Source organism: Collinsella sp. LCP19S3_A7, from assembly GCF_052121995.1.
In the GTDB taxonomy this organism is placed as follows: Bacteria; Actinomycetota; Coriobacteriia; order Coriobacteriales; family Coriobacteriaceae; genus Collinsella.
This window is the reverse complement of record NZ_JBQKDE010000007.1, coordinates 43,539-59,417: the sequence shown is the minus strand read 5'-3', so window position 1 is coordinate 59,417 and position 15,879 is coordinate 43,539. Positions and strand designations below refer to the sequence as shown.

Below are 15,879 nucleotides of genomic sequence, written 5' to 3'. Positions count from 1 at the left end.
CACTTGCCCGCGGCCTGCGTCGGCCGCAACCAACGTGTGCGGCCACCAGGGCGAGGTCGCGTAATGTATGTATCTCGTGTCTAGCCGCGTCGAGGCCCCTGCCCGTCCACGGTGACCCGAAGCCTTTTAGCCTCGGACATTTTTCATCTTGCCACGAAGGGCGCCCTCTTTCAAGGGCGCCCTCCGTAAACGTGTTTGAATTGTAGGCCAAAGGGCAAGCGAACGAGTTAGCGCTCGCGAGCGACGATGAGCTGATCCATCTCCTCGACATGCTCGCCGACGGAGCCCTTGATGCTCGAGAACTCAACAGAGTTGCACACCAAAATGGGAACCGTCACATCGTAGCCCTCGGCCTCGATTGCCTCGCGTTCAAACTCGATAAGCACATCGCCCTTATGGACGATATCGCCCACCTGTGCATGCACGGTAAAGTGTTTGCCCTCGAGCTGAACGGTATCGAGTCCAACGTGGATTAAAACATCCAAGCCATCGACCGTGTTGAGCGCAACGGCGTGTCCCGTTGGAAAAATCGCCTCGATCTTGGCATCCGCAGGTGCAATCACGCGCGTGCCCGTAGGCCGAATGGCAACGCCTTGGCCCAAAAGGCCAGTGGCAAACGTCTGGTCGTTAACCTCGGAAAGCGGAATGACATCGCCCGAGATGGGAGCATCCAGCGTAAGGACTCGACCACGCATACCAAAAGACCTTAGGACTTTAGTGAACATGCTCCCCCTTGGACATACCAATAATCAAAACCAGCTTTAGTAGTTTACCACTTGGCATTGGTTTTTGACCATTAGGGAAGTTCGCGCTTGACAACCTCGACGATGTCGTCAACGACGCGCTGAGTCAGCTCGTGCGTCTCGGCCTCGGCCATCACGCGAACCAGCGGCTCGGTACCGCTCGGGCGCACCAGAATGCGGCCGCGACCGTTAAGCTCCTTCTCGGCGGCAGCGACAGCGTCCCAAATGGGCTGGCAATCGTCCAGACCGGCCTTGTTGTCGGAATGCACGTTGACGAGCACCTGCGGGTACTTCTTCATGATGCCGGCAAGGTCGGTGAGGGTGCGGCCAGTGCGCTTGAGAACGGCCAGCAGCTGCAGCGCCGTCACCAGGCCATCGCCGGTGGTGTTGTGCTCCAGGAAGATGATGTGGCCGGACTGCTCTCCGCCGATAACGGCGCCGTCCGCGAGCATGCGCTCCAGCACGTAGCGGTCGCCCACGGCGGTCTGCACCATCTCAAAGCCCTGTTCCTTCATAGCGATGGAAAAGCCCAAGTTGCACATAACGGTCGAGACGATCTCGGAGTTGGCGAGCTTGCCGCGAGCGGCGAGGTCAGAGCCGCAGATGGCCAGGATGTAATCACCATCGATCTCGTTGCCCTCGCTGTCCACGAACAGCACGCGATCGGCGTCACCGTCGTGGGCCAGGCCGATGTCGGCGTGGGTGCGCAGCACGAGCTCGCGCAGGGGCTCAAGATGAGTGGAGCCGCACTCGACATTGATGTCGGTGCCACAGTAGTCGGTATTGATGGCGTGGACCGTAGCGCCCAGACGCTGAAGCGCGGCAGGCGTGGTCTGGCAGGAAGCACCGTGACCGCAGTCGACGGCAACGACCAGGCCGTCGAGTTTAAGGCCGCCGAGGGTGCTGATAGCGTGGTCGACGTATGCCTTGCGAGCGTCCTTCATCTTGATGATGTGGCCCACACCGGCGCCGGTCGGCAGCGTGTCGGCAGCCATGGCCTCCTCGGACATGACCCAGGCGCTGATCTCTTCTTCAACGGCATCGGGAAGCTTCATGCCCTTGCGACTAAAGAACTTGATGCCGTTAAACTCCGGCGGATTGTGTGAAGCGGAGATGACGATGCCGCCGTCGAGGTCGTTTTGGACGGTGAGCAGCGCCACGGCCGGCGTAGGGATAACGCCGCAGCAGTGCGGGCGACCGCCCTCGGCCATAATGCCAGCGGTCAGAGCGCTCTCGAGCATGGTGCCCGAAAGACGCGTGTCGCGGCCAACGCAAATGTCCGGACCAAGGAACTTGGTCGCCGCACGGCCAAGGCGAAACGCGAGGTCGCACGAGAGGTCGGCGTTGGCGACGCCACGGACGCCGTCGGTGCCAAAGATGTTCTGGGGCATAGGATCGCTCCTTCCCAAGTGGGCAAAACGCACTCGCCCACCCTAGTCGAAAAAGAAAAGCGGGACCCGCCGAGCAATCGGCAGGCCCCGCTTGTACATTGTATCTCGTAAGGAGATAAAACCTTAGCGCTTGGAGAACTGGGGAGCGCGGCGGGCCTTCTTGAGGCCGTACTTCTTGCGCTCGACCACGCGAGCATCGCGCGTAAGGAAACCGGCCTTCTTGAGGTCAGCACGGTAGTCGCCAGCGTTCAGAAGAGCGCGAGCGATGCCCAGGCGCAGAGCGCCGGACTGACCGGAGATGCCGCCGCCATCGCACAGAGCGATAACGTCGAACTGACCGGCGGTATCGGTCACCTTGAAGGGAGCAAGGGCGTTCTCAACGAGCTGATGACGGCCGAAATACTGCTCGGCGTCACGCTTGTTGATAGTCACCTTGCCGGTGCCGGGGACGAGACGGACGCGGGCGACGGCGTTCTTACGACGGCCGGTACCCTGGTAGACAACGGTGTTCTCAGCCATCTTTAAGCCTCCAGCTCAATCTTCGTGGGGTTCTGGGCAGCATGCGGATGCTCGGCACCAGCGTAGACCTTAAGCTTGGTCATCTGGGCACGGCCGAGGGTGGTCTTGGGCAGCATGCCGCGAACGGCGCGCTCGATGACCTTCTCCGGGTGCTTCTCCATAGCCTGGTGGAAGCTCTCAGCCTTGAGGCCGCCGTTGTAGCCGCTGTGGCGATAATAGGTCTTCGTGTCGGCCTTGTTACCGGTAAGCTGGACCTTATCGGCGTTGATGACGACAACGAAGTCGCCGCAGTCGCTGTTGGGCGTGAACTGGGGCTTGTTCTTACCGCGCAGGATCATTGCGATCTGGGTGGCAAGACGGCCCAGGACAGCACCATCGGCGTCGACGAGAACCCAGTTGCGCTGGACCTCGCCCTGCTTGGCGTAGTGAGTCGATTTCGAAATCACTTAGACTCCTCCATGTACAGTACGTGTTGTTACAGAGATTCACGGGGCTCTGCAAGTAACCCGTCCATATTACCCCGCCCGTCGCCCGAGTCAACAGGTATTTTGGCTCTGACCAGACTTTCTGCACATGTCGTCCATCGGTAATGATGTCGCGACGCTAGCGCTCGACAAATGCCTCGATATCACTCAGCAGACGCTTTGCCTCCTGACGACCCTGAATATACAGGTCGAGAAGCTTTGCCGGATCGTGCTCGACGTGACCGACCTCGACAGGCTTTTGCGGGGCAACGACCAGCGCGCGGCCCTCGCGCTCATACTTCCACAGATGCATGCGCTGGATGTTATAGCGGTCGTGGCGCGTCTCGATAGCCTCGAGCAGATAGGGGTAGTCGGCATAGCGGGCGCGTGCGGCAGGCATAAACTCGTAGGGCTTTTTCTCGTACGAGCGGTCCTGCGTGACAATGACAACCGCGCGATCGAAGCCGGCCTCCTCCAGCACGTGCTCGATGGGGACCGAATCGGCTACGCCGCCGTCGACGTATTTGTGCCCGTCGATCTCGACCGGCGGCGTCACCAGCGGCAGCGACGTCGAGGCGCGCACGGCATCGAGGTCGAGCACGGCGCTTTCGACCGGCAGGTATGCAGCGGTTCCAAAGAGCATGTCCGTCGCGACGGCGTACATCTCGATGGGGCTCGCGTCGAATGCCTCGTTGTCAAAGGGATCCAAGCGGTCCTGGACATCGTTGAAGATGAAGTCGTAACCCACGATGGAACCCGTAGACGCAAACGATGCGGCACCCATGAAGCGGTTGTCGTTGCAGAAAGTCAGGTTGATGCGGTTGGCACGGCCGATCTGGTGCGACTTGTAGTTCACGCCGTTGAGGGCGCCGGCCGATACACCGTAGACAGCCGGAATCTCGACGCCAGCCTCCATGAGGACGTCGAGCACGCCCGCGGTAAACTGCCCGCGGAAGCTGCCGCCCTCCAAGACGAGCGCGACCTTGCCGGCGTTCTTTGCCTTATCTTCTGCCGTCATGTTGACCTCCTACTGTTTCGTTTTGGCCTTCTTCTACCCAGTTTTGAGATGGAGAGCGCATGGGTTTTGGAGTTGAGGAGGACGGGGCGACTGGCGGAAAGCACGTCCCGTTCTGGGGGGCGATTCCGGGATGGACTTTCCGCCAACAACCCATCCGGAAAACGCATCCCATTCTGAGCGTAGATTCTGGGATGCAACTTCCGCTTGAGGCGTCAACGTGAGTAGTCAATTTGGGACGGGGCTATTTTAGCTGCCCTTTGACTGTCGACGAATTATTGGGGACCGGAACTAATATCGACTGGCTTATAGGGGTAGCTAAAATAGCCCCGTCCCAAATTGACTACTCCACCTTGTAGAGGCTTTGCGCGGAGAATCCGCGTATTTGCTTCGCAAATCCGCACCGGCTTCGGCCGCCTGCCGGCGTCCTCGCCCGCGGGCTAAAAACGCTTACGCGTTTTCTTTACGCCCGCGCCCTGCATAGAGTTCGGTTCTCCGCGGTGCGGGGATGACGCTGGCGCAGGGCGTTGCCGGCTGTCATCCGATCGGCATCGCATCTATATAGGGTCGAGGCTTTGCGCGGAGAATCCGCGTATTTGCTTCGCAAATACGCACCGGCTTCGGCCGCCTGCCGGCGTCCTCGCCCGCGGGCTAAAAACGCTTACGCGTTTTCTTTACGCCCGCGCCCTGCATAGAGTTCGATTCTCCGCGGTATCTATAAGTAATAAAAAAGCAGGTAGGTGCGTTTACCTACCTGCCTGTAGCTATTGGTGGAGGCGCGGAGAATCGAACTCCGGTCCACGAAAGCCCCCTGATTGGCATCTCCAAGCTCAGTCGCTGGTTTAGTCTCGGACGCTTTGCGCGCAGCGACACGCTCGCGGCATCCCAACCGGTTCGGTCTTAGCCCGCGCCATACCGATTACGTGCGCGGGAGCATTCCCCTAACATGACGTCGCGCCGGTGTCGGGGAAATCACCGGGTTGACGCGCCGCTATAAACTAAGCAGCGAGAGCCATAGGCTCAAAAGAAGAGTTGTTGTCAATTCAATTTGACGGTACCCCTGTTTAACGAGGCGAGGAGACCTCGGCTTGCTTCCTCTCTCAGAGCTATCGTGTCGAAACCAGTCGCCCCCGAATGTTGGGAAAGTCTGGATGGTATCGGGCCTGCAAACACCCGATAGCCGTCGACTTTTCAAGGAACACGCGGGGTAAACCCCGCTCGTGGATAGCTATCTTACCACGTTCTAAAGGCAGACAGCTGCTCTATGCACGAGCTGTGAAGACCCTAATGTGCACCATACTTCGCATTTTTGCCACTGAACGCGTCACGTATATTTTCGCCAAGCAAAATTGACCCGTCGAAAGGACAGTTATGGATACCAAGCAGCAACTCGTCAATGCCCTCGCAGGCCTGGGCTCAACCATTACCGAAGCTATGGATGTCATCGAAGGCTTTGTCCCCTGTGGACATCCCGCCCTCACGGTATCGAACGCCCTTGTTGCGCTGGACGCTGACGATGATGCAGCTCTCGCCCAGCAGTTTGAGACCGTCGCGGGCTTTATCGACCACGTGAGCGAGAACCGCGGCGTGGCCGCCTACCACGGCATCGAGGTCGAGCTCGCGGGTCCCAAAGCCGATCTGCTCGCAGCAATCCGCGAGGTAGGCGCCCTTATGCAGACCGCAGGCGTCAAGAACACCCAGGTCAACGAGTGGGTCTACCGCAGTCTAGCAGCACTAAACGATTCCGACGAAAAGGCCGCCGAGAAGCTCGTCGAAGCTCCCGTCATCAAGGCAGCGCTTTTGTAATTAAAGGATGCGTGGCCTTCTGAGCGCCGACGTTCCGAAGGCCACGCAAACAGTTCGCGCTAACCGATAGCCGCGCCACCACGTTCGGCCAAAGCTAGAATCGGCATCATTTGGCGCGGGGTCTTTGCTGCAAGATCGGCATGTTCGAGCAGCTTGCGATTGTTGGTCACCAAGTAATCGATCTGCGCGCGCTTGCACGCGGCGAGTACCAAGTTGTCCTCGTAATCGCGATGGAGCGTCAGATATTTGTCGGCTAGCCACAGATCGGATGCATCAGTACCCACGGCCGTGGCGTTTTCGGTCATGTTCCGAACAAACGCCAACGCCGCATCGCCAATTGCACGGACAGATGCCTCGTCGAGCGCTCCCCCGCCGGCAAGAACGCTACGCTTCAGCTCGTGTTGGACAACGTACAGCACGTCCTTGGCAATATGCACCGGAAAGAACAGCAACGCCCCCGTCTCCGTCGCCTGCCCAATAAACGTACGCGCGGCAAGCGACTCGGTATGGTCGGCGCAAAACGAATCGACCCATACGTTGGCATCCACCATGATCCTAAGGGGACCTCCACTCACAGGATCATCCCCTTTTGGCGATAATGCTCATCCATGGCTTCGGAATAGATTGTGTCCCAATCGCGATCGTCGGATACGGGCGACGTAGCGATGCCCAGGTCCGCGTAAATCTGATCCACCGCCGCCCATGATGCGACAAACGGCGAGGTGGCACCAGCGCTAGGCGGCTGGTCGTCAATGGCCGACAACACCTCTTCGCACGAACCGCCACCCTGCGCAACCTTGGCCACCACCTTTTTGATGAGCTCGGGCAGTGACCCGCCCGAAAGCCGCAGCGCCTCCTCGGCGCGGTTCTTGACCTGGCGATCCACGCGAACGTTCACCTGCGCCATGCCGCTAGCAGCACCCACGTCGATCTCGCTCCCTTCAATTGCTAGCCTCGATAGCAACTCTATATAGAGACGCTATCAAATGGTCAAATACAAAAGGCCTGCATCCGGACGACACCGATGCCGTCTGGGCGCATGCCAGATAACGTGGGCAAACACGTCTCCTAACGCAGATATGCCTTCGCGTTGCTCAGGCTGTAGGCGATCGTCGAGCCGTTGTGCAGCAGCGACGATGCCTGCGAGGCAATCGTGCCGGTAATGCCCAGTGACAAGAGTGCCGAGTTGGTGAGCATCACCTTAGAGTAGGAGCTCGTCAAACGATCAACAAGACCCTGGCTCATGCGGCGCAGGCGCACGATCGCAGCAGGATCCGTATCGGTCAGGATGATATCGGCGACCTCCTTGGCGATGTCGCTTCCGCCACCCATTGCAAGCCCCACGTCGGCCAAAGCGAGTGCCGACGAATCGTTGACGCCGTCGCCCACCATGACAACATGGCTCCCCTCGCCCTTAATGCGCTCCGCATACGCGTACTTGTCCTCGGGCAGCAGCTCGGCCTTAAACTCGTCGACCCCTGCCTCTCGCGCAATGCGCTCGGCCGTGCGCTCGGAATCGCCTGTGAACATAACGACATGCTTGACGCCCAGAGCATGCAGGTCGGCGATGACCTCACGGACCCCAGGCTTGAGCGGGTCCTCGATGCCGAGCACGCCGACGACCTTGCCATCGACCGCCAAATACAGCGGCGACAGGCCCTGCATCTGAGGCTCGATTTGCTCCTAAATGTCTGACTCGAGCTGCGCGCCCTCATCCTCGAATACAAAATGGGCGGAACCGATGATGGCGCGACGCCCTTCGATGGACGAAGCGATGCCGTGCGCCACGATGTACTCGACGGCAGCACGCCGCACGCAATGCCCTGCACGCAGGCATTCTTTACCGGAGCGCTGGCGAGCAGCTTGATGCCAGCCGTACCAAGCAGAAAACCGCCACCGACAAGCAGGGTGTTAAACGTCGGCTTCTTCATGTTGCTTCTCCCTTTTGCCGCATTGGACACGGCACGGTGCCTCAGCACCCGAGTGAATAAGTTTACTAAAGCACACTTTTGGAAAATAATTTAATTTATCTAACTATTAAGGTCAAAAATGGTTAACTTTCTGGAAATCTTAGGGTGCAGACCGGCCGACTTTCGACAATCCGTCTGCCGCAACGTACATCTCCGGCATCCAAGAAAGACTCTCCCCCGTCCCAGCAAATCGAGGTCTAATACTTTTCCCGAGAAGTGAACGAGCAAAATCGGACCCCTGAAGCATCCGCATTTTTTAGTAACAAAACCGCAGGGAAAACTCGGCAAAACCGCAGGAAACAGTGTCCAAAAAGTGTCGATGCTTCAGAGGTCCAAATAAGGTCGTTCACTTCTCGGGAAAAGTATTAAGCTTCGCTTTCCACAGCCCAAAAATGTGACCAAGGGACCGTCCCTGCGCCACATCCACAAAAAAATGAGGGTGCCAACGGCACCCTCATTCACCAAATTCCATTTAGCCCCTCCTGACCCGAACGGCCGAGTCGTCTGGCCAGCGAAGCCCCGAGTCGCCGGGGTGTTTGCTCCAAATGAGTTCCGCATGCAAAGAAGGCCACTAAATGTGGCCTTCGTCTTGCATAGGACTGTTTGAAATTTGGAGGAAATACCCCGGCGACTCGGGGCTTCGCTGGCCTCGCAGCTACGAGAGCGACGTTCTCAGCAACTCGTTGAAGAGCTTCGGGTTACCCTTGCCGCGACTCGCCTTCATGCACTGGCCCACCAAAAAGCCGATGACCTTCTGGTTGCCGTCACGATACTGCTGTGCCTGCTCGGCACAGTTTGCCAGCACCTCGTCCACAATCGGCTGCAGCGCGCCGGCATCGCTCACCTGACGCATACCGCGCTCGTCGACGATCTTGTTGGGGTCGTCGCCGGTCTGGGCCATGGCCTCAAAGACCTCGTGAGCCTGGTTGGAGCTGATGGCATCGGTCGCCAGCAGCTTGGCAAGCGCTGCCACCTGAGCCGGCGCGATGCCGGACTCGGCGAGCGACACGCCCGCGCCCTTAAGGTAGGCGATCATCTCGTTCACCAGCAAGTTTGCAACCGTCTGGGCCTCCTTGCCAGCCATACCGGCAGCGGCGGCCTCAAAGAACTCGGCAAACTCCGGGTCACCGGCGATTTGCTCGGCATCGGCCGCCTTAATGCCAAAATCGGCCTCAAAACGGGCGCGCTTGGCATCGGGCAGCTCGGGAATCTCACCTCGGCAGCGATCGATGAACTCGTCGTCCAGATCGAACGGCGCCAAGTCGGGGTCGGGGAACAGACGATAGTCGTCGGCCGTCTCCTTCACACGCATGACCACGGTGCGCTTGCGGCTGGGCTCCCAGTGGCGGGTCTCCTGATAGATAATGCCGCCCTCCTCGAGCACCTCGGCCTGGCGGCAAATCTCGTAGGCAAGGCCGTCGTGCAGGCTCTTAAACGAGTTGAGGTTCTTAAGCTCGGTTTTGGTACCCAGCTTGGTCTCGCCGCGACGGCGCAGCGACACGTTGCCGTCGCAGCGCATAGAACCCTTCTCCATGGAGCAGTCCGAAATGCCCAGCGTCACAAAGATGCGACGGAGCTTTTCCATAAACAGGCGAGCCTCCTCAGGCGTACGCAAGTCGGGCTCAGTCACGAGCTCAATCAAAGGCGTACCGCAGCGGTTGTAGTCGACGAGCGACTCGGCCGCGGCGGTAATGCGGCCCTCGGCACCACCCACGTGGACCATTTTGGCGGCGTCCTCCTCCATGTGGATGCGAAGGATGCGGATGGGCACCGTGTAGGAACCGTCCTCGCGACGCTCGGGCATCTGCAGGTTGGACGCGTCATAGCTGGCCAGATGGCCGGCGCGCTGATTGCCCTCGCGCATGGTCGACGTCATGGACGTGGACAGGCCCTCGGCGTTGGCCGAGGCGCTCGCCAGGCTCTGGGCCTCGGCCTCGCCAAACGCGCAATCGGGGCGCTCTGCAGCGCCGCGACCAGTCACGTCCAGGTCCAGGTGACCGTACATGGCAAAGGCGACCGGACCCTGCGTGGTCTGGAAGTTCTTGGCCATATCGGGATAGAAGTAGTGCTTGCGGTAGAACATCGAGTGGCGCTGGATCTCGCAGTTGGTGGCGAGGCCGGCCTTAACGATGCTCTCGATGGCGCGCTTGTTGGGCACCGGCAGGGCGCCGGGCAGGCCCAAGCACACCGGACACACGTTGGCGTTGGGCTCGTCATCGTGGCTGAGCTTGCAGTTGCAGAACATCTTGGTATCGAGTGCGGTGAGCTCGGTATGAATCTCCAGGCCGATCACGGCCTCCCAATCCTGCAGGACCTCGGAAAGCTCTTTCATTACAGCTCGCCTCCCTTCCCGGCAAAATCGGGCGCGACGGAAAGCGCGGGCGCACCCGTGGCGGCATCGGCAAAGCCGCGCTCCAGGGCGCGGGCAAACGTTAGCAGCTGACGGTCCTTAAACGCCGGACCCACCAGCTGGGCAGAAACGGGCAGCTGAGTATCCTCGCCCAAGCCCAGCGGCACCGAGATACCACCGTTGCCGCAAATGTTGAGCGAGATGGTGTACAGGTCGGAGAGGTACATCTGCGTGGGGTCGCTGATCTCGCCAAACTTAAAGGCCGTGCGCGGCGAGGCAGGCATGAGGATGGTGTCCACCTTGGCATACGCGGTGTCGTAGTCCTGCGTGATGAGCGTGCGGGCCTTTTGCGCAGCGTAGTAATACTTGTCGTACACGCCCGAGCTCAGCAGGTAGGCGCCGAGCATCTGACGGCGCTTGGCCTCGGCGCCAAAGCCGTGGGCGCGCGACAGCGAGCTCTGGTCGGACAGGTTGGCGCAGCCCTCCTCCTGATAGCCGTAGCGAATACCGTCGAAGCGGGCCAGGTTGGAGAACGCCTCGGCCGGGCCGATGACGTAGTAGGCGGCGATGGCGGCATCCAGGTGCGGCAGGTCGACCTCGACCAGCTCGGCGCCCTGGTTCTGCAACTCCTGGGCGGCGCGCTGAACAGCGGCCTTGACCTCGGACGTCAGGCCCTCGGCCTCCATAAACGCGGGGATGATACCCACGCGCTTACCCTCGATGCTGTCGTTGAGATGCTCGGTAAAGTCGACGGCGCAATCCTGGCTGGTGCAGTCGTAGGGATCGTGGCCCGCGCCGGTAAGCGCGTTCATGGCCAGCGCGACATCCTCGACCGTGCGGCCGAAGGGGCCCACCTGGTCGAGCGACGAGCCAAAGGCGACCACGCCGTAACGGCTCACGGCGCCATATGTGGGCTTAAAGCCCACCACGCCGCACAGCGACGCCGGCTGGCGAATGGAGCCGCCGGTGTCCGAGCCCAGCGAGAGCGCGACCTCGCCCGCGGCGACGGCGGCAGCGGAGCCGCCCGAGGAGCCACCGGGCACGCGCTCGGTATCCCAGGGGTTGTTGGTGCGGTGGAACGCCGAGCTCTCGGTGGAGCTGCCAAAGGCAAACTCGTCCATGTTGGCCTTGCCCATGGGCAGGCAGCCGGCATCGAGCATGCGCTGGACGCAGGTGGCGGTGTAGACGCTCTGGTAGTTCTCGAGCATGCGGGAAGCGCAGGTGGTGCGCGTGCCCACAAGGTTCATGTTGTCCTTGATGGCCAGCGGCACGCCCGCGAGCGGGGGCAGCGGCTTGCCTGCGGCACGATCGGCATCCACGCGCGCGGCGGCCTCGAGCGCAAGCTCGGGCGCCACCTGTAGGAATGCCTGGACCCCGCCCTCGCGCGCCTCGATGGCGGCAAGGGAGGCCTGGGCCACCTCGGTAGCGGTAAAGTCGCCAGCGGCAACGCTCGCGGCAATCTGGACAGCGGTAAGGGAATCGAAGCTCTGCGCCATTACTCGCTCTCCCCCTCTCCCAAAATGGACGGCACGCGGAAGTAGCGGTCGCGCGCGCTGCCGGCGTTTTCGAGCGCGACGTCGAGCGGCAGGTCGCGCTCGGACTCGCGCAGGTCATCGCCCATCACGTTGGACAGGCTTCCGATGGGATGGAACGTGGGCTCCACGTCGGGCAAGTCATATTGCAAGACGGGCTCGAGCATCTGGACGGCATCGTTCATGTAGGACGTCATCTGGGCGAGCTCGTCATCGGTCAGTGCGATCTTTGCGTACTCGGCGATACCGCGCACGTCTTTCTCGCTGAGTGCCATAGGCGCTCCCTTCCGCATAACAGTTAAACCGCTCTAGTATACAAGGCAACGCCGGCTTGGAGCAGGCGCTTTACCCAAATGCAGCGAAAACGTAACGAGGGCGGCGGTTGGCAGGCGGCGGGCCGGCGGTTCTGCAGCGAAACCGTACCGTCCATAGCGAAAACCACCACAAAGGTGCCTGTGAACTGCGCCCTTTGTGGTGGCCGGATCCGCAGGATGGCATGACCCGGGGCGCAAACCATCACAACATTCGACGTTTTTCGGCAAAATCGCGATTTTCATCGAATGTTGTGATGGTTTGGAAGTCCCGAACACCACAAAGGTGCCTGTCCCCATTGTGGTGGTTCTGAACGATGCCCTATGCCGAGACCTTGGCCTTGCGGCGCTTGCGGATCGCGTGGATCACGATGTCCAGCAGCAACAGCACAATGGCCACGACCACGATGAGCACGGCAAACTCGCGCTTGCCCCAGTGGCGACCAGCCAGCGACTTTTGCTTGTCGACGTCCTTCTTGCTGTACTTGGTGCGCACGCAGTGCACCAGCAGACGATGGTCGTTCACGCCGTAGGGCGTGCAGGTGACGAGCGTAACCTTGTCGGCTCCGGGCTCGATGGTCAGCGACTCCATCTCCTCGGGCAGCACCACCTCGGAGTCCACCATCTTGTAGGCGAGCGTCTTGTTCATGGTGTGCAGCAGCACAAGGTCGCCGGCCTCCAGCGAGTGGATGTCGTCGAACATGCTCAGGTTGCGCATGCCCGAGTGCGCGGTGAGCACGCAATGCGTCGAGGTGCCGCCCACCGGCAGGCTCGTGCCCTCCAGGTGGCCGACGCCCGCCATGAGGACTTCCTCGCTCGTGCCGTGGTAGATGGGCATGCTCACGTCGATGGAGGGAATCTCGACCCAGCTCATCATGGGGTCGCGGTCAAAGATAAGTTGCTGAGCGTAGGGCTCGATCTGATCGGCGGGAAGCTCGGTTGCCTCGCCCGCCAGCTGCTCGTTATAGGAGCGCGCCTGGAGCAGAATGCGCTCGCGCTCCTCGGCAGACAGCGCATCCACGGTGCTGGACACGGTGCTGATCTGGTTGAACACGCCCGAGGCCTCGAGCCGGTCCAAGATCCACGGCCAGGTCATAAGGCCCACGCCGATAAGGATGATGACGATGGTGATGAGCCGGTCGGCCCAGCGCGGCAGCCGCTTGCGACGGCGCTTAGGTTTTGGTTGAGGTTTAGACTGAGGGCTTGAGCCACCGTTGGCCGCGGCGTTATTGCTCTTCATATGTTTGGCGCCCTGCACCATCGCCAGTCACTCCTCTACAACTCAAGTTGTCTAAACAAATAATAGCTGATTAGCGAGCTCCTGTGCCGGACAACACAGCCAGACTGCATCATCCGGTCGAGGATAGGCCAGCATTTGCGTTTTCAAAATGTCCCGAATCGGCGGGGCGATTCGGGATACAATAGCTACAGGAAACGACGCACCCCGCGTAAGTACTTAGGAGCGCGGGCGACCAGTTTCCGACGTTGTTAAATGCCCGGGCTCCGAACCCCGGGCATTCTTATTTGCGCTTGTTGCGGCGCAAATGCCTTCTACCGTCCGCACCGCGCGTGCGCCTACGGACCTTAAACCGAACCTCATACGAGTCAAGAAACGCGATGACGAACGTGCCCACCGCCGCGAGGGCGGCGAGCGCGTTAAGGAATTTCAGCATTTGGGGACCTCCGATCGAGTCGTCGGCCGCCCGCGCACGGGATGCGTCGCAAGGTAATTTTACTGCGAGCGCATGCGCTTGCTCCCGGCAAGCGCAACATTTGCAAACATTTGTTCGATATTCATTACACCCGACCTTACGAGCATCGGCACACCGGCTGCTATATCCAAAAAATGGGGCAAACTCCAGTGCGGAATCTGTCCCGAAAAGAGAATGGCAAAGCAAGAACGTCAATGGACGAGAAAAGTGTCCGCAAGTCTCATGGCCATCACATCCCACCTGCCAAAGGGATGGGTGAGCGAGCGTTACTCCTGCTCGGACTCCTCAGCCTGCTTACGGCTGCGGATGAGGTGCGCCACGCCGATGCACAGCACCGCGCCACCAGCGATCCAAGTGAAGGTCACGCCATTGAGGCCGGTGAGGGGAAGGCCGGAGCCCTGCTGGTCGACAATGATGAAACTGAGCTTACCGGTAGACGCGGTAGCCGAATTGTTCTTCACGACACCATTTGCTGCATTGATTGCAGAATCCGCACTAGGGGTAACGTCATCGCCATTCTGGTTAAGATCGCGCTTGATGGTAAAGGTCACACCGTTTGCTGCGGAGTTGTTGTAACCAGGGGCGGGCGTAACCTCCGTGAGGACGTAGGTGCCCTCGTCGAGACCAACAACGTTAAGCTTGCCGGAGTCATCAGTTGTCAGCTTAGCCTTTGCTTCATCGGTCGTCTTGACACCATTTGCCATGATAAACTTGTTAATATCACCCTGCTCTTGCAGCGTAAACTCAACACCTTTGAGTCCCTTTGTTTCATCATCAGAACCGACCTTGGTGACATCGATACCGTAGGTGTAATCATAGGCAGGATGCTCAACCGTGGCGCCAACACCTTCGGCATGCGGATTGTTGGAATAAGTCAGCGTAACCTTATTTTTCTGGGCTTTACCAACCAAACCTTTGAATTCATCTTTGATCTTGCCATTTTCGAAAATCTTGGTGGAGTCGAGCTTGGCCTTGTACTCGACAGTCACCTTCGAGCCACTGTTCAACACAATAGAATTGCCACTCTCATCCGTGCAGTTCTTGAGATCGGTGAAGTCGACAGTTATCTTATCGTTCACGTACTTGGCGGTGTAGCAGTCAGTCTTGACCTCGGTATCACCGATCTTGACCGTGACGTCTGGCGTCGTGCTACCATCCTTAAACTTCGGCGTCATGGATTTGGGGAGCTCATCAGTGAAGGTGTACTTGTAGGTGCTGTAGGTGTTGATGTTGCTTGCAACCGTACCGGTAAGAAGATAGTCGACATAGTCGCCCATCTGAGAGTCAGCAGCCTTGTTGGGATTCTCGAATGTACCAAACGTGCCATCCACTGCGTCATCCTTGACGGCCTTGGTCACGTTGGGGACGTCCTTCTTGGGCTCCGCCTTTACATCTTCACCACCGACGACAGTGAAGATTGGCGAGGTATAGGCGTCGGTATTGCCGTTGGCCGAATCGCTAGATGTGGTCGAACCAACATTTGCAGTCACAAAGAGCCAATAGCCGGTGTTTAAAGCCTTAAAGTCTCCCTTGCTGGAATCGCCTGGGTTTGTCCAGGTTAGAGTCGAACCCTCAAGTGCGGCAGCAATCTTATCCAACGTGGAGCCAGCGTCAACCTTAGCAGTCTGGCCAACTTTATTACCGGCATTATCTTTAATGTACTTGGCCCAAGCCTGAGCGCCTGCATTCGCAGCAGGAGCCTCCGCGACGTCAGTAAATGCACCAGTCACAACACTCATAACATCAGGCGACGCCCAATCAATATCGGAAAGGGTCTTTTCGCCAGACCAGGCACTTCCATCATAATTCTGCGTAACCTTTGCCTTGAAAATCTGGATGCCCTTAAAGGTTGTGTCCTTATAGGTCTTCTCGTCAATCTTTACATTGCCGTCCGTGGCCACCGTCGGCGTGCCCGCCGCAAACGCCATGGTCACCGGGGCCATCACGCCGCCGAAGCTCAGCACTGCCGTTAGGCCGGCGGTTACTGCCAGGCGTGCGATGTTCTTGCTCATGCTCATCTTCTTTTCCTCCGTTTTCCGGTTGGTTCTCATTTGATTGGTCATCAT

15 protein-coding genes and 1 other RNA gene are annotated in these 15,879 nt (G+C 59.4%); 1 reads left to right on the top strand and 15 read right to left on the bottom strand.

The window, feature by feature from the left end; all coding sequences use genetic code 11:
• Positions 1 to 227: 227 nt before the first annotated feature.
• From ACTQV3_RS04870 to ssrA, 6 genes are all read right to left on the bottom strand, one after another.
• Complete coding sequence (locus tag ACTQV3_RS04870) at positions 228 to 695, bottom strand: PTS sugar transporter subunit IIA (protein ID WP_427719420.1); 468 nt, start codon at positions 693 to 695, stop codon at positions 228 to 230.
• A gap of 101 nt (positions 696 to 796) precedes the next feature.
• A complete protein-coding gene (gene glmM, locus ACTQV3_RS04865; protein WP_441042375.1) occupies positions 797 to 2,134 on the bottom strand; it encodes a phosphoglucosamine mutase in 1,338 nt (445 codons plus the stop codon).
• A 123-nt stretch (positions 2,135 to 2,257) separates the two neighbouring features.
• Positions 2,258 to 2,653 (bottom strand): 30S ribosomal protein S9, encoded by a 396-nt coding sequence (gene rpsI / locus ACTQV3_RS04860; protein WP_022094634.1) that lies wholly within the window; start codon positions 2,651 to 2,653, stop codon positions 2,258 to 2,260.
• A 2-nt stretch (positions 2,654 to 2,655) separates the two neighbouring features.
• A complete protein-coding gene (gene rplM, locus ACTQV3_RS04855) occupies positions 2,656 to 3,099 on the bottom strand; it encodes a 50S ribosomal protein L13 (protein ID WP_370450665.1) in 444 nt (147 codons plus the stop codon).
• Positions 3,100 to 3,256: 157 nt separating this feature from the next.
• Complete coding sequence (locus ACTQV3_RS04850) at positions 3,257 to 4,135, bottom strand: patatin-like phospholipase family protein (protein WP_441068011.1); 879 nt, start codon at positions 4,133 to 4,135, stop codon at positions 3,257 to 3,259.
• Positions 4,136 to 4,900: 765 nt separating this feature from the next.
• Positions 4,901 to 5,264, bottom strand: a transfer-messenger RNA (tmRNA) gene (gene ssrA, locus ACTQV3_RS04845).
• Positions 5,265 to 5,503: 239 nt separating this feature from the next.
• Here ssrA and ACTQV3_RS04840 point away from each other — a divergent pair.
• Positions 5,504 to 5,938 carry a hypothetical protein gene (locus ACTQV3_RS04840; RefSeq protein ID WP_427719414.1) on the top strand — a complete coding sequence of 145 codons (435 nt, stop codon included), beginning with the start codon at positions 5,504 to 5,506 and terminating at the stop codon, positions 5,936 to 5,938.
• A gap of 59 nt (positions 5,939 to 5,997) precedes the next feature.
• On the opposite strand, the gene ACTQV3_RS04835 is transcribed toward ACTQV3_RS04840, so the two are convergent.
• From ACTQV3_RS04835 to ACTQV3_RS04795, 9 genes are all read right to left on the bottom strand, one after another.
• Positions 5,998 to 6,513, bottom strand: a complete 516-nt coding sequence (locus tag ACTQV3_RS04835) for a type II toxin-antitoxin system VapC family toxin (protein WP_441068009.1) — start codon at positions 6,511 to 6,513, stop codon at positions 5,998 to 6,000.
• On the bottom strand, positions 6,510 to 6,863 hold the full coding sequence (locus ACTQV3_RS04830) for a hypothetical protein (RefSeq protein WP_441068007.1): 354 nt from the start codon (positions 6,861 to 6,863) through the stop codon (positions 6,510 to 6,512). The genes ACTQV3_RS04835 and ACTQV3_RS04830 overlap by 4 nt, the downstream gene beginning before the upstream one ends.
• A 143-nt stretch (positions 6,864 to 7,006) precedes the next feature.
• Positions 7,007 to 7,603: an HAD-IC family P-type ATPase gene (locus ACTQV3_RS04825; RefSeq protein ID WP_441068005.1), complete on the bottom strand. Its 597-nt coding sequence runs from the start codon at positions 7,601 to 7,603 to the stop codon at positions 7,007 to 7,009.
• 18 nt (positions 7,604 to 7,621) lie between these two features.
• Positions 7,622 to 7,753 carry a hypothetical protein gene (locus ACTQV3_RS04820; protein ID WP_441068003.1) on the bottom strand — a complete coding sequence of 44 codons (132 nt, stop codon included), beginning with the start codon at positions 7,751 to 7,753 and terminating at the stop codon, positions 7,622 to 7,624.
• A gap of 810 nt (positions 7,754 to 8,563) precedes the next feature.
• The gene (gene gatB / locus ACTQV3_RS04815; protein WP_368139013.1) at positions 8,564 to 10,240 is read right to left on the bottom strand and encodes an Asp-tRNA(Asn)/Glu-tRNA(Gln) amidotransferase subunit GatB; all 1,677 of its coding nucleotides are present in this window, start codon (positions 10,238 to 10,240) and stop codon (positions 8,564 to 8,566) included.
• Entirely contained in the window at positions 10,240 to 11,754 is a 1,515-nt protein-coding gene (gatA, locus tag ACTQV3_RS04810) for an Asp-tRNA(Asn)/Glu-tRNA(Gln) amidotransferase subunit GatA (protein WP_441068001.1), read from the bottom strand. The genes gatB and gatA overlap by 1 nt, the downstream gene beginning before the upstream one ends.
• Positions 11,754 to 12,065: an Asp-tRNA(Asn)/Glu-tRNA(Gln) amidotransferase subunit GatC gene (locus tag ACTQV3_RS04805; protein ID WP_022095059.1), complete on the bottom strand. Its 312-nt coding sequence runs from the start codon at positions 12,063 to 12,065 to the stop codon at positions 11,754 to 11,756. Before ACTQV3_RS04805 ends, gatA begins: the two co-directional genes overlap by 1 nt.
• Before the next feature lie 358 nt (positions 12,066 to 12,423).
• Positions 12,424 to 13,341 carry a class C sortase gene (locus ACTQV3_RS04800; protein WP_441067999.1) on the bottom strand — a complete coding sequence of 306 codons (918 nt, stop codon included), beginning with the start codon at positions 13,339 to 13,341 and terminating at the stop codon, positions 12,424 to 12,426.
• A gap of 738 nt (positions 13,342 to 14,079) precedes the next feature.
• Complete coding sequence (locus ACTQV3_RS04795; RefSeq protein WP_441067997.1) at positions 14,080 to 15,825, bottom strand: SpaA isopeptide-forming pilin-related protein; 1,746 nt, start codon at positions 15,823 to 15,825, stop codon at positions 14,080 to 14,082.
• Positions 15,826 to 15,879: the final 54 nt, after the last annotated feature.